The organism is Albimonas pacifica, assembly GCF_900113695.1.
GTDB lineage: Bacteria > Pseudomonadota > Alphaproteobacteria > Rhodobacterales > Rhodobacteraceae > Albimonas > Albimonas pacifica.
Genome location: NZ_FOQH01000010.1, coordinates 54,699 through 75,726 on the forward strand (window position 1 = coordinate 54,699; position 21,028 = coordinate 75,726).

Annotated in this window: 14 protein-coding genes; 8 read left to right on the forward strand and 6 right to left on the reverse strand. The window is 74.8% G+C overall.

The window, feature by feature from the left end; translation table 11 throughout:
- Window positions 1-4 precede the first annotated feature (4 nt).
- On the forward strand, window positions 5-2,395 hold the full coding sequence (gene ppsA, locus BM064_RS20605; RefSeq protein WP_092863222.1) for a phosphoenolpyruvate synthase: 2,391 nt from the start codon (window positions 5-7) through the stop codon (window positions 2,393-2,395).
- 659 nt (window positions 2,396-3,054) lie between these two features.
- On the forward strand, window positions 3,055-3,780 hold the full coding sequence (locus BM064_RS20615; protein ID WP_177236350.1) for a Crp/Fnr family transcriptional regulator: 726 nt from the start codon (window positions 3,055-3,057) through the stop codon (window positions 3,778-3,780).
- A gap of 55 nt (window positions 3,781-3,835) precedes the next feature.
- On the opposite strand, the gene BM064_RS20620 is transcribed toward BM064_RS20615, so the two are convergent.
- Window positions 3,836-5,887, reverse strand: a complete 2,052-nt coding sequence (locus BM064_RS20620; protein WP_218161093.1) for a catalase — start codon at window positions 5,885-5,887, stop codon at window positions 3,836-3,838.
- 403 nt (window positions 5,888-6,290) lie between these two features.
- On the opposite strand from BM064_RS20620, the gene BM064_RS20625 reads away from it, so the two are divergent.
- From BM064_RS20625 to BM064_RS20640, 4 genes are read left to right on the forward strand one after another with little or no spacing between them, the layout of a single operon-like run.
- Window positions 6,291-7,310, forward strand: a complete 1,020-nt coding sequence (locus BM064_RS20625; protein WP_245779233.1) for an acyl-CoA dehydrogenase — start codon at window positions 6,291-6,293, stop codon at window positions 7,308-7,310.
- The gene (locus BM064_RS20630; protein WP_092863232.1) at window positions 7,303-8,061 is read left to right on the forward strand and encodes a PIG-L deacetylase family protein; all 759 of its coding nucleotides are present in this window, start codon (window positions 7,303-7,305) and stop codon (window positions 8,059-8,061) included. Before BM064_RS20625 ends, BM064_RS20630 begins: the two co-directional genes overlap by 8 nt.
- The gene (locus tag BM064_RS20635; protein WP_092863235.1) at window positions 8,061-8,642 is read left to right on the forward strand and encodes an SAM-dependent methyltransferase; all 582 of its coding nucleotides are present in this window, start codon (window positions 8,061-8,063) and stop codon (window positions 8,640-8,642) included. The genes BM064_RS20630 and BM064_RS20635 overlap by 1 nt, the downstream gene beginning before the upstream one ends.
- Window positions 8,639-9,736, forward strand: a complete 1,098-nt coding sequence (locus BM064_RS20640; protein WP_092863238.1) for a glycosyltransferase family 2 protein — start codon at window positions 8,639-8,641, stop codon at window positions 9,734-9,736. Before BM064_RS20635 ends, BM064_RS20640 begins: the two co-directional genes overlap by 4 nt.
- A gap of 5 nt (window positions 9,737-9,741) precedes the next feature.
- Here BM064_RS20640 and ald read toward each other — a convergent pair whose 3' ends face one another.
- The gene (gene ald / locus BM064_RS20645) at window positions 9,742-10,860 is read right to left on the reverse strand and encodes an alanine dehydrogenase (RefSeq protein WP_092863241.1); all 1,119 of its coding nucleotides are present in this window, start codon (window positions 10,858-10,860) and stop codon (window positions 9,742-9,744) included.
- Window positions 10,861-11,080: 220 nt separating this feature from the next.
- Here ald and BM064_RS20650 point away from each other — a divergent pair, with 220 nt between their 5' ends.
- Window positions 11,081-14,275, forward strand: coding sequence for a DUF3427 domain-containing protein (locus BM064_RS20650; RefSeq protein WP_092863244.1), 3,195 nt, complete (start codon window positions 11,081-11,083; stop codon window positions 14,273-14,275).
- A 69-nt stretch (window positions 14,276-14,344) separates the two neighbouring features.
- Here BM064_RS20650 and BM064_RS20655 read toward each other — a convergent pair whose 3' ends face one another.
- The 4 genes from BM064_RS20655 to glmM form a co-directional block, all read right to left on the reverse strand.
- A complete protein-coding gene (locus BM064_RS20655; protein ID WP_092863247.1) occupies window positions 14,345-14,758 on the reverse strand; it encodes a RidA family protein in 414 nt (137 codons plus the stop codon).
- Between the two features lie 91 nt (window positions 14,759-14,849).
- On the reverse strand, window positions 14,850-16,634 hold the full coding sequence (locus BM064_RS20660; protein ID WP_092863250.1) for a DUF898 family protein: 1,785 nt from the start codon (window positions 16,632-16,634) through the stop codon (window positions 14,850-14,852).
- Between the two features lie 255 nt (window positions 16,635-16,889).
- Window positions 16,890-18,524 (reverse strand): long-chain-fatty-acid--CoA ligase, encoded by a 1,635-nt coding sequence (locus tag BM064_RS20665; protein WP_092863253.1) that lies wholly within the window; start codon window positions 18,522-18,524, stop codon window positions 16,890-16,892.
- A gap of 585 nt (window positions 18,525-19,109) precedes the next feature.
- A complete protein-coding gene (gene glmM, locus BM064_RS20670; protein WP_092863256.1) occupies window positions 19,110-20,459 on the reverse strand; it encodes a phosphoglucosamine mutase in 1,350 nt (449 codons plus the stop codon).
- A 210-nt stretch (window positions 20,460-20,669) separates the two neighbouring features.
- On the opposite strand from glmM, the gene BM064_RS20675 reads away from it, so the two are divergent.
- Window positions 20,670-20,987 (forward strand): DUF2849 domain-containing protein, encoded by a 318-nt coding sequence (locus BM064_RS20675; protein WP_177236351.1) that lies wholly within the window; start codon window positions 20,670-20,672, stop codon window positions 20,985-20,987.
- The last annotated feature ends 41 nt before the right edge of the window (window positions 20,988-21,028 follow it).

A 21,028-nucleotide genomic window follows, 5' to 3' on the forward strand; every position in this document is an offset into this window, starting at 1 on the left:
CCAGATGACCGCCGATCCCGCCCTCGCCGCCCCGCTGGAGACGTTCTCGCGCCGCGACGTCGGCCGGGTCGGGGGCAAGAACGCCTCGCTGGGCGAGATGCTGGGCCGTCTCGGCCACGCCGGCGTGCGCGTCCCCGGCGGCTTCGCCACCACCGCCGAGGCCTTCCGCCGCTTCGTGGCGTCCAATGCCCTCGGCCCCCTGATCGACGACCGCCTCGCGCGTCTTTCGCGCAAGCAGGCGACGCTCGAGCAGACCGGCGCCGCCATCCGCGCGGCCCTCCTCGCCGCCCCGTGGCCCGAGGCGCTGGCCCAGGCCGTGCGCGCCGCCTACGCCGACCTCTGCACGCGCGAGGGCGTCCCCGACCTCCCCGTCGCCGTCCGCTCGTCGGCCACGGCCGAGGACCTGCCCGACGCCTCCTTCGCCGGCCAGCAGGAGACGTTCCTCAACGTCTCGGGCGCCGACGCGGTGCTGGACGCCTGCCGCGCCTGCTACGCCTCGCTCTACACCGACCGGGCCATCGCCTACCGGCGCCTGAAGGGCTTCGAGGGGGTCGAGATCGCGCTCTCGGTCGGGGTGCAGCGGATGGTGCGCGCGGACCTGGGCGGCTCGGGGGTGATGTTCACGCTGGACACCGAATCCGGCTTCGACCGGGTGGCGCTGGTCGACGCCGTCTGGGGCCTGGGCGAGACCATCGTGCAGGGCGCCTCCACCCCCGACGAGCACCAGGTGTTCAAGCCGCTGCTGGACCGCCCGGACCTCTCGCCCATCGTCTCCCGCCGCCTCGGCGCCAAGGAGCGCTGCATGCGCCTGCGCCCCGACGGCACGACCGAAACCAACGACACGGCCCCCGAGGACCGCGCCCGCTTCGTCCTTTCCGACGCCGAGGCGCTCGCGCTCGCCCGCACCGCCGCGGCCATCGAGGCGCATTACGGCGTCCCCATGGACATCGAGTGGGCCCGCGACGGCCGGGACGGCGACCTCTTCATCGTGCAGGCGCGGCCCGAGACGGTGCAGTCCCGCGCCGCCGCCGGCGCCCTGCGCAGCTGGACGATCCGCCGCAAGGGCCCGCGCCTGCTGACCGGGCTGGGCGTGGGCGAGGGCGTCGCCGCCGGTCCGGTGCAGCGCATCGACGCGGCCAGGGACATCGCCCGGTTCCGCGACGGCTCGGTCCTGGTCACCTCGACGACCGATCCCGACTGGGTGCCGGTGATGAAGCGCGCCGCCGCCATCGTCACCGACCACGGCGGGCGCACCAGCCACGCCGCCATCGTCAGCCGCGAGCTGGGCCTGCCCGCCGTCGTCGGGACCGGCGAGGCGACCCGGGTGCTGGAAGACGGCCGTCAGGTCACCGTCTCCTGCGCCGAGGGCGACCAGGGCGCGATCTACGACGGCGTGGCCGAATTCCAGGCGCACGAGCAGTGCATCGCGGACCTGCCCGCCACGCGCACCCACGTGATGCTCAACCTCGCCGACCCCTCCGCCGCCTTCCGCTGGTGGCGGCTGCCCGCGGACGGGGTGGGGCTGGCGCGGATGGAGTTCGTCGTCTCCAACCACGTCCGCGCCCACCCGATGGCGCTGTGCCGCCCCGACCGGGTGAGCGACCCCGAGACCCGCGCGACGCTCGCCGAGCTGACCCGCGGCTTCGACGATCCGCGCGACTATTTCGTCGAGACGCTGGCCGGCGGCCTCGCCCGCATCGCCGCCGTGCTGCACCCGCGCCCGGTCGTGATCCGGATGAGCGACTTCAAGACCAACGAATACGCCCACCTGCTCGGCGGCGCCGACTTCGAGCCGGAGGAGGAGAACCCGATGATCGGGTTCCGCGGCGCCTCGCGCTACTATTCCGACGACTACCGCGAGGGCTTCGCCCTCGAATGCCGGGCCATCCGCCGCCTGCGCGAGACGCTGGGCTTCGACAACGTCGTGGTCATGATCCCCTTCTGCCGCACGGTCCCCGAGGCCGACCGGGTGCTGGCCGAGATGGCCGCCAACGGGCTGGCGCGCGGGACGGCCGGCCTGAAGATCTGGATGATGTGCGAGATCCCCTCGAACGTGATCCTGGCGGAAGCGTTCGCGACCCGCTTCGACGGCTTCTCGATCGGCTCCAACGACCTCACCCAGCTGACCCTCGGCGTGGACCGCGACTCCGACCGGCTGGCGTCCCTGTTCGACGCCCGCGATCCGGCGGTGACGTGGATGATCCGCACCGTGATCGCCAAGGCTCACGCCGCCGGCGTCACGGTCAGCTTCTGCGGCCAGGCCCCCAGCGACGACCCGGCCTACGCCCGCCTGCTGGTCGCCGCGGGGATCGACGGTCTCTCCGTCTCTCCCGACGGTTTTCTCGACGTGAAACGCCTGGTGGCGGCGGCCGAGGCGGAGATCGCGGCGGGCTGAGAGGCCGCTCGCAGCCGCCGCCGGCGCCCTCCCCGGGGCGCAGGCCGCCGCCTGCGCGCGCAGGCGGCGGCGGTCTGTCGAGCGCGTCGCCCGGCCGCGGCGTTTCCCGGCGCATCCCATGCGGCCGGTCGATCCGCGAGCGTCCCACGGGCAGGGCCTCCTTGCTGCGGTCCGCGTCGTCGCCCGGGCCCGCGCCGTTCGTCCCTGGATCGACCTCGCTCGCCAGGCCGCCCCGCGGACCGGCAAGACCTCGGCTTCGACGTCTCCCCGGCGCCGGCGGCGCAGGGATGGGCCCGGGTCCATCGCCGGAACCAGCGGCAGACCGATGCCCGGCGGCCGAAGCCGTCCGAGCGGCCCCGCCAGGGCGAACCGGGAAGCACGATGCAGACCGCGCCGTCCAGCGCATGGCGGCGATCTTCCGGTCTGCGGCCACGGCTCCGACGCCGGCCGCAGGGTCCGCACGCCGGACGGGCCCGGGCCGCGCACGGGGCGTCCCGTCGGCGGCGCCGGGACAGGCGCGCCCCCGGGCGCCGCGCGTCCCCTCGATGCCGCAAGGTCGGAGGGGATGGGCGGCGCGGCGCCGTCTGGACCTCTCCCGCGGCGGGATTATGCTGAACGAACCGAGCGCGGCCCGCGCGTCGAAGGGGAGGGGAGCACGCATGCACGAGACCGACCACACCGGCATGATGCGCCGGCTGACGCCGGGCTTGTGGCGCCGCCTCTCCAGGGCCTGCAGCGAGGTCGTCGAGATCCCCGCCGGCACCCATGTCACCCGCGCCGGCGCCCCGATCGGCACCAGCGCCCTGCTGCTCGACGGGCTGATCGTGCGCAACGCCACCGACGGCGCCGGCGAGGCGCAGATGGTCGCCCTGCAGGTGCCCGGCGACTTCGTCGACCTGCACGGCCTGCCGCTGGGCCGGCTCGATCACGACGTGCAGGCGGTCAGCCGCGCCCGGCTGGCCCTGTTCCCCCACCCCGCGCTCTTCGAGATCGTCGACGCCAGCGCCGAGGACGCCCGCGCCCTGTGGGGGCTGACGCTGGTCGACGCCGCCATCCACCGCCACTGGACCTTCCGGACCGGCAAGCTGCGCGCGCTCGCCGGCATGGCCAACTTCATGTGCGAGATGCAGCTGCGCATGGAGCTCTGCGGCCGCTGCCGCGACGGCCGGTTCGAGCTGCCGCTGACCCAGCGCCAGCTCGCCGAGGCCTGCGGCATGTCCAACGTCCACGTCAATCGCACCCTGCGAGAGCTGCGCGAGGCCGGCATCTGCGCCATGCGCGAGGGCGAGGTGCAGATCCTCGACCGCGCCGAGGCGGTCCGCATCGGCCGCTTCGACCCGGGCTACCTGTTCCTGCCGTGGGAAGGGGCCGACGGCGGCCCCTGACTACGGGGCCCCCGGCACGGCCGGGGACCCCGCTCGGGACCTCAAGGGCGCGCGCTCAGCCCAGCCGGCTCCAGAACCGCAGCTCGCGGCAGGCCTCGAGGAAGCGGGTCGCGTCGGCGGGGGCGTCGAGCGTGATCACGCCCTCGTCGGGCTCCTGCGGGACGGTCTCGAACCACAGGTCGCGGGCGGCCGGCGTCAGGGCCACGAACTTGCCGTGGGCGCAGGCGTCGGCGAGGAACCGGCGCGCGTCGTGGTCGTCGGCGAGCCGCCGCGCCCCCGCCTGGCTCGCCAGCACCGCCACCGCGTCGTAGCGGGCCGAGGGGGCGCCGTCGATCTTCTCCTGCGCCGCGACCCGGCCGCCGTCGGCGAGCGTCGCGCCGCCCACGGTCCTGGCGATCAGCTCCAGCGTCGCCCCCGCCTCCTTCGCGGCGTCGCGCAGGGCGTCGAGCATCTCCGCCTCGATCCCGTCGGTGATCAGCACCCCCAGCTTGCGCCCGCGGAAGGTCCCCGGCGGGTTGGCGAGGATCGAGAGCGCGGGCGAGGGCTCGGTCTTCTCCACCGGGCGTGCGGGGTCCGCCGCCTCGGGCAGCTCCTCCATGCCCAGCCCCTCGGCCACCGCCTGGGCGAGGTGGTCGTCGATCACCCGCAGGTGGCCGACCATGCGCGCGCGGATCGCCTCGATGTCGCATTTCGACAGCTCGAACACGAGCGCGGAGACGATGTGCTCCTGCTCGATCGCGGTCTGGGAGCGGTAGAACTGCCGCGCCTGGCTGTAGTGGTCGGCGAAGCTCTCGGCCCGGGTCCGCCGCTTGCCGCCCTGCTCGCGCGCCTCGAAGGAGCGGAAGCCGCGCTCGGGGTCCTCGCGCGGACCCTCGCCGTGGCTGTTGGGCTCGTAGTTCGCCCGCCCCCGGGGATTGTGCATCGCCATGTGCCCGTCCTGCTGCAGGTTCGCGAAGGGGCAGCGGGGCGCGTTGACGGGGATGTGGTTGAAGTTCGGCCCCCCCAGCCGCTTCAGCTGGGTGTCGAGGTAGGAGAAGTTGCGCCCCTGCAGCAGCGGGTCGTTCGAGTGGTCGATGCCGGGCACGATGTTGCCGGTCTGGAAGGCGACCTGCTCGGTCTCGAGGAAGAAGTTGTCGGGCATCCGGTCGAGGGTCAGCACCCCGACCTTGCGCACCGGGACCTCCTCCTCCGGGATCAGCTTGGTGGCGTCGAGCACGTCGAAGGGGAAGCGGTCGGCGAAGTCGTCGTCGAAGACCTGCACGCCCAGCTCCCACTGCGGGAAGTCGCCGGACTGGATCGCCTCCCACAGGTCGCGGCGGTGGAAGTCGGGATCGGCGCCGTTGATCGTCACCGCCTCGTCCCACAGCACCGACTGCACGCCCAGCTTCGGCTTCCAGTGGAACTTCACGAAGCTCGACTTCCCCTCCGCCGTCACCATGCGGAAGGTGTGGACGCCGAACCCCTCCATGAAGCGGAACGAGCGGGGGAGCGTGCGGTCGGACATGATCCACATGACCATGTGCATCGACTCGGGCATCAGCGAGATGAAGTCCCAGAAGTTGTCGTGCGCCGTCTGCGCCTGGGGAAAGCCGCGGTCCGGCTCGGCCTTGGCGGCGTGGATCAGGTCGGGGAACTTCATCGCGTCCTGGATGAAGAACACCGGGATGTTGTTGCCCACCAGGTCCCAGTTGCCCTGCCGGGTGTAGAACTTCACCGCGAAGCCCCGCACGTCGCGCGCCAGGTCCGGCGAGCCCTTGGACCCCGCCACCGTCGAGAAGCGCACGAAGACCTCGGTCTTCTCGCCCTTGCGCTGGAACAGGTCGGCGCAGGTCAGGTCCTCGAGGCTCTCGGTCGTCTCGAACGTGCCGTGGGCGCCGTAGCCGCGGGCGTGGACCACCCGCTCGGGGATCCGCTCGTGGTCGAAGTGGAACAGCTTCTCGCGGAACACCTGATCCTCGAGCAGGTGCGGGCCGCGCGGGCCGGCCTTGAGGCTGTTCTGGTCGTCCGAGATCGGCATCCCGACCTGCGTGGTCATTGCCGGATGATCCTCGCCGGCGGTCTGGTGGGTCTCGCCGCCGGGGCCGCGGGTCTGCTCGGGGTCTTTCATGAACGGCGTTCCTTGCGTCTGTCCGGGGTCCGGGGTGGGGAGGCGCCGCGGCGGACCGGGAGGGGCCGCGGCGCTCCTCCAGCTAGCGGGCCCGGGGGAACGGCAAGGCGGCCTTAACATTTGTTATCCCGGCGCGACCTCGACCGGGCCTTCCACGACAGGTTACGACTCCCCACCTGCCGCAGGGTCGTCGCCGGGGCGTTCCTGCAAGTTCTTGTCACTCTTTCAAAACATCCCGCCCCCCACCCCTGCGTCGCGTCCCAAGGCCGTCCCCGCGGCCGTCCGGAGCGGCCCCGGGACACGCCTCCGGACCGGCCGGAGGGCCGCTTGCCGGCCGGGATCGCGCCGCAATCTGGACACGGGTCGCCGCCGCTTTGTGCGGAATTGCAACTTCGAGGCCGCCATGCACCACACCCGCTCCCTACAGCCGTCGCCGGTCGAGCGATGCGCGCCGATCCTCGCCGATCTGCGCGACGGCGCCTGGCTGGCGCCGGAGACCTGGGCGACGCCCCAGGCGCTCCACGCGGTGCTGCGCCAGGTGGCGGCGCGGGACCTCTCCGCGGGGCGGCTGCTGGAGGGGCACGCCAACGCCCACCGGCTGATCCGCGCCCACGGCACGCCCGCCCAGCTCTCGGAGGCGCGGGGCGCGATGACCGACGGCGAGCTCTACGGCGTCTGGGCCGCGGACGGCGACCAGCCGGCGACCTGGGACGGCGCCCGGATGGGCGGGTCCAAGCGCTTCGCCTCCGGCCTCGGCATGGTCCGGCGCGCGATCGTCCCGGCGCAGCGCGTCGGCAAGGGCGGCAGGCAGCTCCTGCTGGTCGAGGTCGACGACCCCCGCCGCCAGCGGCCGGAGGAATGGGACGTCTCGGGCATGGCCGACAGCCGCTCGGGCGGGTTCGACTGCGCCGGCCTCGTCGGCGAGCCCCTGGGCGCCCCCGACGTCTACACCGCCGAGCCGCAGTTCATCGGCGGGACCTGGCGGATCGCGGCGGTGACGCTGGGCGGGATCGTGGGCCTGCTGGACCGCGCCCGCGCCGCGCTCGCCCGGCGCGGCCATCTCGAGGCCGAGGCCCAGCTCCTGCGTCTCGCGCCCATCGGCATCCGGGCGCTGGCGGCCGACGCCGCCATCGCCCGCGCGGCCGAGTTCGCCGAAAGCGCCGCCGCGCGCGCCGAGCCGCAGCGCGCCGCCACCCTGTCGATCTCGACCCGCCTGCTGACCGAGGAGCTCGGCCAGGACGCCATCGCGGCGGTCGAGCGCTCGGTGGGCCTGGGCATGTTCGCCCTCGACGACCCGGTCGGGCGCATGGCGCGCGACCTCGCCTGCTACCTCCGCCAGGCCGCGCGGGACGCGATGACGCTCCGCGTGGGCCGCGACCTGCTGGTCGACGGCGGCACGCTCGAAAGTTGGTTTGATGCTTGATCGCCCCCCCACGCTCCCTCCCCCGTTCGACGCCACGGTCCCCCGGCCGCAGGTGTTCGAGACCTCCGCCGCCGCGCTCTGCGGCGGGCGGCCGGCGCTGGTGCTGGCGCCCCATCCCGACGACGAGTCGCTGGCCTGCGGCGGCCTGCTCGCGGCCTGCTTCGCCGACGCGGGCGCGCATGTGATCTGCCTGACCGACGGCGGCGCCTCGCACCTCGGCTCGCCGACATGGTCGCGCGCCGCCCTCTCCGCCCTGCGCCGGCAGGAGATGGAGGCGGCGCTTCGCGACCTCGGCGGCGGGCCCGGGGACCTCACCTGGCTGGGCCTGCCCGACGCCGCCTCGGACACGATCGCCAACCTCGGCCCCGTGGTCGCCGCGGTGATCGAGGCGGCCCGGCGCGTCGACGCCCGCAGCCTCTTCGCCCCCTGCGAGACCGACCCCCACTGCGACCACGAGGTCGCCGCCGCCGTGGCGCGCGCCGCCGCCTGCATGGCGGGGCTGCGCCTCTACAGCTACCCGGTCTGGTCGCGCTGGCGCGACCCTGGCTTCCGCGAGCGCCTGGGCGCGCCCTGCGAGTTCCGCGTCGACCCCGGCCCCTGGCGGGCCGCCAAGGGCGCCGCGATCCGCCGCCACCGCAGCCAGCTCGGCCAGGTGGTGCACGACGCGCGCGAGGCCTTCGCGATGTCCCCGGCCTTCGTCGCGATGTTCGAGGCCGGCCCCGAGATCTTCTTCGAAAGGGAGCCCCGCTGATGCAAGTGTCCCTGGATCGCCTCGAGGACCTCTACCGGGAGGGCGACGACCCCTGGCGCTTCCGCTCCAGCCCCTACGAGCACGCCCGCCTCGCCGCCGTCGCCCGGGCGCTGCCGCGGGGCCGCTACGCCTCGGCGCTCGAGATCGGCTGCGGCAACGGCGAGCTCGCGCGCCGCATCGCGCCGCGCTGCGACGCCTATCTCGGCGTCGACGCGGTGGAGGCCGCGCTCGAGGCCGCCCGCCGCGCCGCGCCCGAGGCCCGCTTCCAGCGCCTGTTCCTGCCCGCCGAGCTTCCCGCCGGCCCCGGCGGGGCGGAGCACGACCTCGTGCTGCTGTCCGAGATCCTCTATTTCCTCGACGCGCCCGCCATCGCGGCGCTGGCGCAGGAGATCGACCGGCGCTGGCCGCAGGCCGACATCCTGTGCTGCACCTGGCTCGGCCCCAGCGGAAACGCGCTGGAGGGCGGGGTGGCGCTGGCGGCGTTCCTCGCCGCCTCCAGCCGCCGCTTCCGGCGGCTGCCCGGGGGCGACGGCGACGCCGACGGCTTCCGCCTGGACCTGGCGAGCGGCCCCCGCAGATGAGCCCCCGCGCCCCGCGGCCCGAGCCGAGCCCCCGTCCCCGGCCGCCCGCGGGGACGATCTGCCTGCCCTCCGCGGCCGCGCTCGCCGCGGCCGAGGCCGCGGTGATCGTGCCGGCCTGCGACGAGGCCGAGCTGATCGGGCGCTGCCTCGCCGCGCTCGGCCCCCAGCTCGACCGGGCGGCGCTGGTGCTGGTGGTCAACAACACCACCGACGCCACCGCCGAGACCGCGCTCGCCTTCGCCCGCGAGGCGGCGCTGCCGCTGGCGCTGGCCGAGCGGCGGTTTCCCCGCGGCGGGGTCGGGGCGGCGCGGCGCTTCGGCTTCGCGCTCGCCGCCCGGCTCTGCCCGCAGGCGGAGGTGCTGGCGACCACCGACGCCGACGGCGCCGCCGCGCCCGACTGGCTGGCGCGGATGCGCGCGGCCCTGGCCGGGGCCGACGCCGTGATGGGCCGCATCGAGACCTTCCCCGAGGAGGCCCGCCGCCTGCCCCCCGCCTACCGCCGCCGGCAGCGGCGGGAGGCGCGCTACCTGGGCCTGTCGCTCGCCTTCGAGGCGCTGATGGACCCCGAGGGCCGGGCGGGGGGCATCGACCTCGCCGGGGGCGCGAACCTCGGCTTCCGGGCCGAGGCCTACCGGCGGGCGGGCGGCTTCCGCCGGCTGGTCTCGAACGAGGACCGCGACCTGGTGGCCCGCTGCCGCGCCGCCGGCCTGCGGGTGGCGCGGGCGGACGACGCGGTGGTCCGCGCCTCCCTGCGCGCCCAGGGCCGGGCGCCGGCGGGCATGGCCGCGGGCGTCGCCGCGCGCCTCGCGGGACAGGACCTGGTCGACTCGGCGCTGCACCCGCTCGACGTCATGCTCGCCCGCCACCTGCGCCCCGGCCGGCCCCGGGCCGCCCCGGAGGCGAAGCCGCAGACCGGGGCGGAGGCCCCCGCCAGCCCGCTCGACGACCTTGCGGCGCTCGAGGACTGCGTCGCCCGCCTGAAGGCCTGCGCCACCGCGCGGGAGCGGCGGATCCTCGCCCGCCGCCTGCTCGCCCGCCGCGCCGCCCGCCCCCCGGCCGCGCGGCCGGGGATGGACGTCTCCTCCCCCGCCTGAGCCGGTCAGAGCTTCAGGGCGAGCCTGGGCGACAGCACGTCGAGCGCCTGCGCCTCGCCCACCGGGAAGCAGGTCAGCCGCCCGGCATGGACGTTCAGCCCCGCCAGCAGGTGGGGGTCGTCCTCCAGCGCCTGCCGCCAGCCCTTGTCGGCCAGCGCCAGCACGAAGGGCAGCGTGGCGTTGCCCAGCGCGATGGTCGAGGTCCGCGCCACCGCGCCCGGCATGTTGGCCACGCAGTAATGGACGATCCCGTCGACCGTGTAGACCGGGTCGTCATGGGTGGTGGGGCGCGAGGTCTCGAAACAGCCGCCCTGGTCGATGGCCACGTCCACGATCGCCGCCCCCGGCTTCATGGTCGAGAGCTGCGCGCGGCTGACCAGCTTCGGCGCCGCGGCGCCCGGCACCAGCACCGCGCCGATCACCAGGTCGGCGGCGGCCACCAGCTCCTCGGTCGCGGCCTGGGAGGCGTAGCGGGTGGCGAAGGCGCCGCCGTAGACCTCGTCGAGATGCCTCAGCCGCGGGATCGAGCGGTCCAGCACCGAGACCCGCGCCCCCATCCCGTGGGCGATCCGCGCCGCGTTGGTCCCCACCACGCCGCCGCCGATCACCACCACCTCGGCCGCGCCCACCCCCGGCACGCCCGAGAGCAGCATTCCCCGCCCGCCCTGCTCCTTCTGCAGGGACCAGGCGCCGACCTGGGGGGCGAGCCGGCCCGCGACCTCCGACATCGGGGCCAGCAGGGGCAGGCCGCCGGCGGCGTCGGTCACCGTCTCGTAGGCGATCGCGGTGACGCCGCTCGACAGCAGGTCCGCGGTCTGGGCGCGGTCGGGGGCGAGGTGGAGGTAGGTGAACAGCACCTGCCCCTCGCGCAGGCGGGCGCGCTCCTGCGCCTGGGGCTCCTTGACCTTCACCACCATCTCGGCGCGGGCGAAGAGTTCGTCGGCCGTGGCGACCACCTCGGCGCCGGCGGCGCGATAGGCGGCGTCGTCGAAGCCCGCGCCCAGCCCGGCGCCGGTCTCGATCAGCACCGCGTGCCCGTGGGCGACGGCCTCCTGCGCCGCCATCGGGGTCAGGCCGACCCGGTGCTCCTGCGTCTTGATTTCCCTGGGGCTTCCGATCCGCATGGTCTTTTCTCCCGGGCGGACGTCTGCGCGTCCGCTTTCCTCCCCGGCCGGGCGGCGGCCTGCCGCCCGACAGCGTCCGCGGATCCTAGTGCGGGACGCGCCGCGGGGCGAGTGTCGCGCCTGGTCAGCGCGGCGAGCGGCCGATACGCTGCTCCCGTTCCGCCGACCCCGCTGCATCGAGGCCGCCCGCCATGCCCCCGCCCCCGCGCCGCGGCGCCCGATGACCCCGGCCTGCCCGATCTGCGCGGCCAGCCTCGAGACGCTGGCGCATCTCGACGCGGGCTCGATGACGCTGCGCGCGGAGGGGGAGGTGCTGCTCGCGCCCCGCCGGCACGTCGCCGGCTGGCGCGCCCTGACGACGGAGGAGCAGACCGCCCTCGCCCTGCGCCTCGCCGCCGCCCAGGACCTGGCCGAGGCCGAGGCCGAGGCGTCCGGCCTTGCGCGAACCGTCTTCGTCGAGACCGGGCCCCATTTCCACATCCGCATCTCCGCCGAGCCCGAGAGGGCGCCCGAGACCGAGCCGGCGCCCGTCTCCACCCGCGGCCCCGCGCTTCTCGACGGGCCGCAGGCGGCGCTGCTCCCGCATCTCGCGCCCCATCTCGACGAGGCGGCGGAGGTGGACGCCGCCGTCGCCTTCGCCCTGCGCTCGGGCGTCGACCTGCTGTTCCCCTATCTCGAGGAGCTGCTGGAGCGCGGCGGCCGCCTGCGGCTGCTGGTCGGCGACTACCTGGGCGCCTCCGACCCCACGGCGCTGCGCCGCCTGCTGGACCTGCCGCCTGCGGCGGACCTGCGGATCTTCGACGCCTCCGCCGTCGCCTTCCACCCCAAGTCCTGGCTGTTTCGCTTCCGCGACGGGACCGGGGCGCTGCTGGTCGGCTCCTCCAACCTGTCGCGCTCGGCGCTGGACGGGGGCGTGGAGTGGACGCTGCGCCTGTTCGGCGCCCCCGACGCCCCGGCGCTGGTCGAGGCCCGCGACGCCTTCGCCCGCCTGATGGCCCGGCCCGAGGTCGCCCCCCTGACCCACGACTGGATCGACGCCTACGAGGCCCGCCGCATCCCTCCGACCCCGCAGGCGGCCGGGATCGAGGTCGAGCCCCCCGCCGAGGCCCCCGCCCCGCACGAGATCCAGGCCGAGGCGCTGGACGCGCTCGCCGCCTCCCGCGCGCGGGGGCATCGCTCGGGCCTCGTGGTGCTGGCGACAGGGCTGGGCAAGACCTTCCTCGCCGCCTTCGACAGCCGCCCCTTCGCCCGGGTCCTGTTCGTCGCCCACCGCGAGGAGATCCTGACCCAGGCCATGGCCGCCTTCCGCGCCGTGCGCCCCGGATCGCGCCTCGGCCGCTTCGCCGGCGGGCGCAAGGACCGCGAGGCCGACGTGCTCTTCGCCTCGATTCAGACGCTGGGCCGCGCCGCCCATCTCTCGGGCTTCGACCCGGGCGCCTTCGACTACGTGGTGGTGGACGAGTTCCACCATGCCGCCGCCGCCACCTACCGCAGGGTCATCGAGCATTTCGAGCCCGCCTTCCTCCTCGGCCTGACCGCCACGCCCGAGCGCGCCGACGGCGGCGACCTGCTGTCGCTGTGCGGCGAGAACCTGGTCTACCGCTGCGACATGTGGGACGCGATCGGCCGCGGGCGGCTATGCCCGTTCACCTATCACGGCCTGCCCGACGACCTCGACTACACGCAGATCCCCTGGCGCGGCCGGCGCTTCGACGAAGCGGCGCTTACCGAGGCGACGGCGACCCGCGCCCGGGCGCGCGACGCGCTCGACCAGCTCGCGGCGAAGGGGGGCGCGCGGACGCTGGGCTTCTGCGTCTCCCAGCGCCACGCCGACTTCATGGCCCGCTTCGCGCGCGAGGCGGGGCTGCGGGCGAAGGCGGTGCACGCCGGCCCCGGCTCCGCCCCGCGCACCGCCAGCCTCGCCGAGCTGCAGGCCGGCGAGCTCGACATCCTCTTCGCCGTCGACATGTTCAACGAGGGCGTGGACGTGCCCCAGATCGACACCGTGCTGATGCTGCGCCCGACCGAAAGCCCGGTGGTCTGGCTCCAGCAGTTCGGCCGCGGCCTGCGGCTGGCGGAGGGCAAGGACCGGCTGCAGGTGATCGACTACATCGGCGCCCACCGCTCGTTCCTGGTCAAGGCCCGGGCGCTGCTGCAGGTCACGGGCGGGGACCGCGCGCTCGCCGCCCGCCTGAGCGAGCTGCGGACCGGCGCGCTCGAGCTGCCGCCGGGCTGCGAGATCGCCTACGACACGGTGGCGATCGACTTGCTCGAGCGCCTCTTGCGCGTCGACTCGGGCGACGCGGCCGAGCTCGCGGCCTTCTACGAGGACTTCCGCCTGACCCATGGCGCGCGGCCCACGGCGCGCGAGGTCGAACATGCGGGCTTCGATCCCCGCCGCACCGGCCATGGCCTGTGGTTCGACTACGTCCGCGACCAAGGCGACCTGACCCCCGCCGCCCAGCGCGCCCTGCAGGGTTTCGGCGGCCTGCTGCGCGAGATCGAGACGGGGGCCGCGTCGGGCGGCGCCGCGATGCCGGCGCTGGCGGCGATGATCGACGAGGGGGCGTTCCCGGGGGAGGTCGCGCTCCCCCGCCTCGCCGCCCGCCTCGGCCGGCTGGCGGCGCGCGCGCCGCGGCTGGCGCGCGACCTGGGCGTCGCGCCCGGCGACGCCGAGGCGGCGGCGGCGGCCCTGCGCGACACGGCGCTCGCCCCCTGGACGCAGGCCGAGGACGGCCGCTGGTTCGCGCTGGACGGGGCCGGGTTCCGCACCCGCTTCGCCCCGCCCGCCGACGAGGCCGAGGCCCTGCGCGAGCTGGCCTCCGAACTGGTCGACTGGCGCCTCGCCCGCCGTCTCGCCGGCGCCGAGGACCGCGCCTTCCCGACGCCCGAGCCGGAGGCGCTGGCCGCCGCCGAAGGCGACGCCCCCGGCTTCGCGCGCCCCGACGCCGCCGCGGAGCCCGCCCCCGAGCCCTGGCGCGAATACATGCGCGACGAGATCCCGCCGCTGTTCGGCGACGTGTTCAGCGACGCGCGCTGGAACGTGGGCATCGTGCCGGTGAAGGCGCGCCGCGCCCTGATCCTGCTGGTGACGCTGAAGAAGGGCACGCTCGCCACCGGCAACCACTACGAGGACCGCTTCCTCGACCCGCAGCGCTTCCGCTGGGCCAGCCAGACCAGCACCACCCGCCACGGGTCGCGCGGGCGCATCCTGTCGGGGGCGGAGCCGGGCTGGAGCATCCACCTGTTCGTTCGCGGCGGGAAGTCGCGCAACGGCAAAGCCGCCCCGTTCCGCTACTGCGGCCCCGTCGCCTTCGAGGGCTGGGAGGGCGAGGCCCCGATCTACGTCGACTGGCGCCTGCCCGCGCCGGTCCCCGACCACCTGCGCACCGTGCTCGGGGTTCCGGAGGGCTGAAGGCCCCGCCGCCCCCCGCGCCGCCCCGGCCGCGCGCAGACGGACGGAGGGGGCCGGGGGGCCGGGCGCTCAGGCCTCGGCCTCCGCCTCGACCATCACCATAAGGTCGGGATGCACCAGGGCGGCGACGCCGATCAGGGTCAGGGGCGGGGCGACGCCGGCCTCTGCGATCCAGGCGGCATAGGCGTCGGCCTCGGCCAGCAGGGCGCGCATGTCGGTGGTCAGCAGGCGCACCTGCACCAGGTGGCGGCGCGCCATGCCCGCGGCCGAGAGCACCGCGTCCACGTTGGACAGCGCCGCCTCCAGCTGCCGGGCCATGTCGCCGGGACAGCCCACGCCCAGGCCCGCGGGGTCGTCGGGATCCTCCCACAGCTCACCCTGGCCGGCGATGCGCAGGCGGCGCGAGGCGCCCTCGATCAGCTCGCCCTGACTCATCGGCAGGGCGGCGCTCCAGTCCAGGGGATTGACCGGCGTTCTCTTCATGCGGCCGCGTCCTTTCGGCCCGGCCCCCGCGCCCGACGCGCCTTCTAGCGGATCGCGCCGGCGCTGTCTCGCGCGAAGCTTGCGCGATCGTTCAGACCGCGAACAGGTCCAGCGCCTCCTCCATCCCCTCCGCCTCCAGGTCGCGCTGGCGGGCGCGGCCGCGCACCGCGTCCAGCCTGTGCACGTCGCGCAGGGTGATCGAGGCCAGCAGATGCTCGGTCCGCCGGCGCTGGTAGACGTAGGTCCACAGCCACAGGGTGAACACGGCCGACAGGAAATAGTCGATCACCAGCGCCATCAGCACCAGCCCCTGCGCCCGCCAGGAGTGGAAGCCCCCGAACAGCTTCTCGTCCAGCGCGTCGCCCAGCCCCTCGACCAGGCCGCCGGAGTCCGGGTTCTCCAGCTCCGCCCCCATGGCGCCGATCATCGGGATCGCGGCGACGGCGGCGATCAGCAGCCACACCAGGATGCCGGGCCACAGGTTCTTGCGGCTGACCGCCATGTAGCTGTCGACCAGGTGCCAGACCGAGAAATCGCACTCCGCCCAGGCCCCGCCCAGGCGGCGGGCGCGGGTGGTCAGGCGCACCTCGGCGGCGCGGTAGTTGGCGAGCAGCAAGGTCGCCGTCATCAGGATCAGCAGCGCCAGGGCGATCAGCGTCAGCGGCCCCAGCCGCGCCGCCACGGCGGGCAGGTCGCCCAGGCCCGCGAGCTCCCGCGCGCCGGGCACGGCGATCAGCGCGCCCAGGGCCGCCAGGAAGCCCCAGGCCGGCAGCCAGTGCAGCAGCAGGGGCAGGGGGCCGCCCTCGAAGGCGAAGGGCTCGCCGCCCCAGCGCATGGCGCGGGTCATCCGCGCCTCGCGCAGCCAGCGCCAGACCGGCCACAGCAGCCCGGCCGACGCGAGGATCAGCGGCGTCCACAGCAGCCCCAGCCCCATCAGCGACCAGCCGCCGCCCTCCATGCCGAAGCGCACCCCCTTCCAGCGGGTGCGCGACAGCCGGTAGCGCCGGCCGCGGAACGCCGCCAGCGGCAGCAGGGGCGAGATCAGCAGCAGTGCGATCAGCGCCGGGGCGGCCATCGCCGCCAGCAGCGGCAGGGCGGCGCGCACCGGGCTCTCGAGCTCGAGCGCCGAGCCGCTCAGCGCCCCGTCCAGCGCCTCGAGCGACATCAGCCCCAGCGCCGCCGCCGCGACCCAGGCCAGGGCCACGATCCCGCCCAGCAGGATCAGCGCCATCATCAGCCCGCGGAACAGCTGCGCGCCGGTTCCCAGGTATTCCAGCGGCTCGTCGTCGGCCTGCACGTTGCTCCACAGCACGCGGCGGGTCTCGGTCTTCATCCAGGGGCGGTAGAGCCCCAGGCTCAGCACCGACAGCGCCCCGTGCACGACGGTCACCGCCGACCACAGGCCGCGGTCGTCGAGCAGCTCCGGCCAGGCGTCGCGGGCATGGGCGCCCGAGGTCTGCTCGGCCCGGGCGCGGGCGAGGCGGGCGCGCTGCAGCCGCTCGAGATGCCGGCGCGCTTGGGCCGCGCCGCCGGGGGCGGCGGCGGCGAAGCCCTCGGCGGGGGAAAGGTCGGAGGAGGGCGCGACCGCAGGCTCCGGCGCGGCGGGCGCCCCGGGCGCCTTGCGCGGCCGGTCGCGCCGGCCCAGCGGGCTGATCGGGCGCGGCCGCTCGGCGGGCGCCGGCGCGGCCTGATCGGGCGCGGTCTCGGCGGGGGCGTTGGCGTTGGCGGGGTCGCGCCGGGGCGCGGGCTCGCGCGCCAGGCGCAGGGCCTCGTCGTCCTCGGCGATCGAGTAGAGGTAGGACTCGCGGTCCTGCACGACGTCGCCGAACAGGTCGACGATCGACTCCTTCTCAGGTCTCACGCGCTTGCGCGGCATACGCAGGCCATCCCCGGCAGGATACGCAACCCACCCAGCATATCACGTCATGAGCATGGGATGAACTCGCGCCGCCGCCGTCGGCCGCGGCCCTGCGCCGGCGCGACGGCGGCGGGGATCGTCTTTCCCGATCAATTCCTTGCCCGGCCGGCTCCGCCGCCCCGCGCCCCGCGGCGGGGCGAATCGGGCCCCGGAACGGGACGGGCCGGCCCCGCCCGGGGCCGGCCCGCCGATCCTCCGCGCGCCCTGCCGCGCTCAGGCGGCTTCGGGGTGGACGTAGCCCAGGCCGTTGAGCTTCTTGCGCAGCTCCAGCTTCGAGATCTTGCCGGTGGCGGTATGGGGCAGCTCGTCCATGTAGATCACGTCGTCGGGGATCTGCCACTTGGCGAAATGCTCGCCGACCAGCGCCAGGATCTCCTCCTTCGGCGGCCGGGCGCCGTTGACGCCGACGATGCACAGCACCGGACGCTCGTCCCACTTGGGATGCGGCACGCCGATGGCGGCGGCCTCGGCCACCTGCGGGTGGGCCACGGCGGCGTTCTCGAGGTCGATCGAGCTGATCCACTCGCCCCCCGACTTGATCACGTCCTTGGAGCGGTCGGTGATCCGCACGTAGGCGTTGGGGTCCATGGTCGCGACGTCGCCGGTGTCGAACCACTGGGTCCCCGGCTCGGCGGCGTCCTTCTCCATGCGGTGGTAGCGCTTCACCACGCCGTAGCCGCGGATCCACAGCTTGCCCTGGTGCTTGCCGTCCCAAGGCAGCTCCTCGCCCGCGTCGTCGGTGATGCGCAGGTCGACGCCGTAGGGCGGGTGGCCGACCGAGGTCTGCACGTCCAGCTTCTCCGCCGCGCCCAGCGAGGCGACCTCCGGCTTGAAGGAGCACACCGAGCCCAGCGGCGAGGTCTCGGTCATCCCCCAGGCGTGGATCACCTGGGCGCCGTAGTCGAGCTGGAAGGCCTCGATCACCGCGCGGGGGCACGACGAGCCGCCGATCACCACGCGCTTCAGCGTCGAGAAGCTCAGCTTGTTCTGGCGCAGGTGCTGCAGCATCCCCAGCCAGATGGTCGGCACCGCGGCGGTGAGCGTGACGCCCTTCTCCAGCATCTCGTAGAGGCCGGGGGCGGTCATGTCGCGGCCCGGCATCACCATCGCGGCGCCGTTCAGCGCGCAGGTGTAGGCCAGCCCCCAGCCGTTGGCGTGGAACAGCGGCACGACGGGCATCACGACGTCGGTGGAGGAGATCGGGATGCAGTCGGGCGTCGAGGCGAACAGCGCATGCATCACGTTCGAGCGGTGCGAGTAGAGCACGCCCTTGGGGTTGCCCGTGGTGCCGGAGGTGTAGCACAGGCCGCAGGGGTCGTTCTCGTCGCCCGTCGCCCACTCGTAATCGCCGTCGGCCATGGCCAGCAGCTCGTCGTAGGCGATGGCGTCGGGCAGGGTGGTCTGGGGCATGTTGGCCCGCTCGGTCAGGACAACCCATTTCTCGACCGTGCCGAGCTGGGGGACGAGGGGTTCCAGCACCTTCACCAGGTCGGGCTCGACCATCACCACGCGGTCGCCGGCGTGGTTGATGATGTACTCGAGCTGCTCGGAGAACAGGCGCGGGTTCAGCGTGTGCAGGATCGCGCCGCAGCCGGAGACGCCGTACCAGACCTCCATGTGGCGGGGCGTGTTCCAGGCCATGACGCCGATCGCGTCGCCGGAGCCGTAGCCGAGGTGGTTCAGCGCCTGGGCCACCTTCTTCGCGGCGGCATGGACGCCGGCCCAGGTGGTCTCGACATACGGTCCCTCGGCTGAGCGGCCGACGATGGGCCGGTTCCCGTGGTACTTCGCGGCGTGGTCGATCAGCGTCGAGACGCGCAGCGGCCAGTCCTGCATCGCTCCGAGCATGGCATCCTCCCTATGACGTCGAGCTTGCGGCTCTCCGGGCGGAGACTCCCTTCCGCCGATGGCGCCGCATGATCTGCGAACTTGGGGGGAAATTACCACCCGCCGGACCGGCGGCAAGGCGTCCGCGACGGAAGCCGGCCGGGAATCGGAGGATTCGAAGGGTTTTTCGGCGCCCCGGAAGCGCCGGCGCCGCCCCCGGCCGCCGGCGGAGGCGCCGCGTCGGGCCGCCCGCCCGGGGGTCCGGTCAGGCGCGCGGCGCAGGGCGGGCGGGGGCGCGCGGGGCGAGGGGCGCCCGGGGCCGCGGTCTCGGCGGACCCCGGCCGGAGGGGTCGGGGGCGGCGGGGGAGCGCCGCGTCGGGCGGGGCGCAGGGGGATCGGTCAGGCGCGCGGCGCGGCGGCGGGCGAGGGCGCGCGGGGCGAGGGGGGCCGGGGGCGGGCGTCGGCGAGGCGGCCTGGCTCGCGCGGGCGGCGCGGTCGGGACAGGCCCCGGGTCGAGCCCGGGGCGCCGGCCGCGGGCGGCCGGCGGCGCCTGGGGGCGGCGGGGCGCCCCGTCGGGCGGGCGTGCAGCGGCGCCGCCGGCGCGGGTCAGGCGGCCTGGGCGGCGGCGGAGACGGCGGCGCAGATGTCGTCGACGACGGCCTCGACCAGCAGCGGGTCCTCGCCCTCGGCCATCACCCGGATCAGCGGCTCGGTGCCCGACTTGCGGATCAGGACCCGGCCGGCGCCGTTCAGGCGCGCCTCGCCCGCGGCGATGGCGGCCTGCACGGGGGCGGCCTCCAGCGGCGCCTGGCCGGCGGCGTAGCGCACGTTCTTCAGCACCTGGGGCAGCGGCTCGAACCGGGCGCAGGCCTCCGACGCGCGCGAGCCGTCCTCGACCAGCGCCGCCAGCACCTGCAGCCCCGCCAGCAGCCCGTCGCCGGTGGTCGCATGGTCGGACATCACGATATGCCCCGACTGCTCGCCGCCCAGGTTGTAGCCGCCGCGGCGCATCTCCTCGACCACGTAGCGGTCGCCGACCCGGGTGCGCAGCAGCTGCACGCCCTGGCTCGCCAGCCGCCGCTCCAGCCCGAGGTTCGACATCACCGTGGCCACCAGCGCGCCGCCCTTCAGGACGCCGTCGCGCATCCAGCGCTCGGCGATCAGGCACATGATCTGGTCGCCGTCGACGACCTCTCCGCGCTCGTCCACCAGGATCAGCCGGTCGGCGTCGCCGTCGAGCGCAAGCCCGAGGTCCGCGCCATGGGCCAGCACCGTCTCGCGGCAGGTCATCGGCGCGGTGGAGCCCACGCGGTCGTTGATGTTGCGCCCGTTGGGGCTGACGCCGACCTCGATCACCTCGGCCCCCAGCTCCCACAGCACCGTCGGCGCGGTGCGGTAGGCGGCGCCGTTGGCGCAGTCCACCACCACCTTCAGCCCGTCGAGGCGCAGGTCGCGGGGGAAGGTGGCCTTCGCGGCCTCGATATAGCGGCCCAGGCCGTCGTCGATGCGCTTGGCGCGGCCGAGGTTCTCGGCGTCCTCCAGCACCGGCTCGGCCTCGACCATCCCCTCGATCTCGGCCTCCTGCTCGTCGGAGAGCTTGAAGCCGTCGGGTCCGAAGAGCTTGATGCCGTTGTCCTGGTAGGGGTTGTGGGAGGCGGAGATCATCACGCCCGCGTCCGCGCGCAGGCTCTTGGTCAGCATCCCCACGCCCGGCGTCGGAATCGGGCCCAGCAGGAACACGTCGACCCCGACCGACAGGAACCCCGCGGTCATCGCCTGTTCCAGCATGTAGCCTGACAGGCGCGTGTCCTTGCCGATCACGACGCGGTGGCGGTGGGGGCCGCGGCGGAAGCGGCGCCCGGCCGCCTGGCCCAGCTTCAGCGCCACCTCGGCGGTCATCGGGTGCACGTTCGCGCGCCCGCGCACGCCGTCGGTTCCGAATAGCGTCCGCGTCATCGCCTTCTCCCCCGTTCACCGGTCCCAAACCACCCTCCGGCGATAGACCGGGCGGGGCGCGACGTCCACGGGAGAGCGCACGCGCGGCAATAAAACTTTCTTCCGGTGTGAAATAAAGCGTGTAAGCGAAAGCCGGTGTGAATTATTGCATCCCACACCGGCGCCCCTTACCTTGCGATGCAACGAAACCTCCGTGACGGGGAGTCCCTCATGGCCAAGACGTTCAAGCCCGTGGTCCTGACCGCGAACGCCCTCGAAGGGGGCGAGGCCGTCTGGTGGACCGGCGCCGGCTGGTCCCCGCGGTTCGCCGAGGCCTGCCCGGCCCGCTCCGACGACGAGGCCCGAATGTTCGAGACCCTGGGCATGGCCCCGCTGTTCGAGCGGATGGTGGTCGGCCCCTACCTCGCCGAGGTGGAGATGACCGAGCAGGGGCTCGTTCCCGGTTCCCGCCGCGAGGCGATCCGCGCCGACGCGGCGCCGACCTTCGACTATCTCGTGGGCGCGGGGGCGCGCGAAAAGGCGGCGTAAGGCCGCTTCGCCCCCTGACGTCCGACACGCGTCGCCGGCCG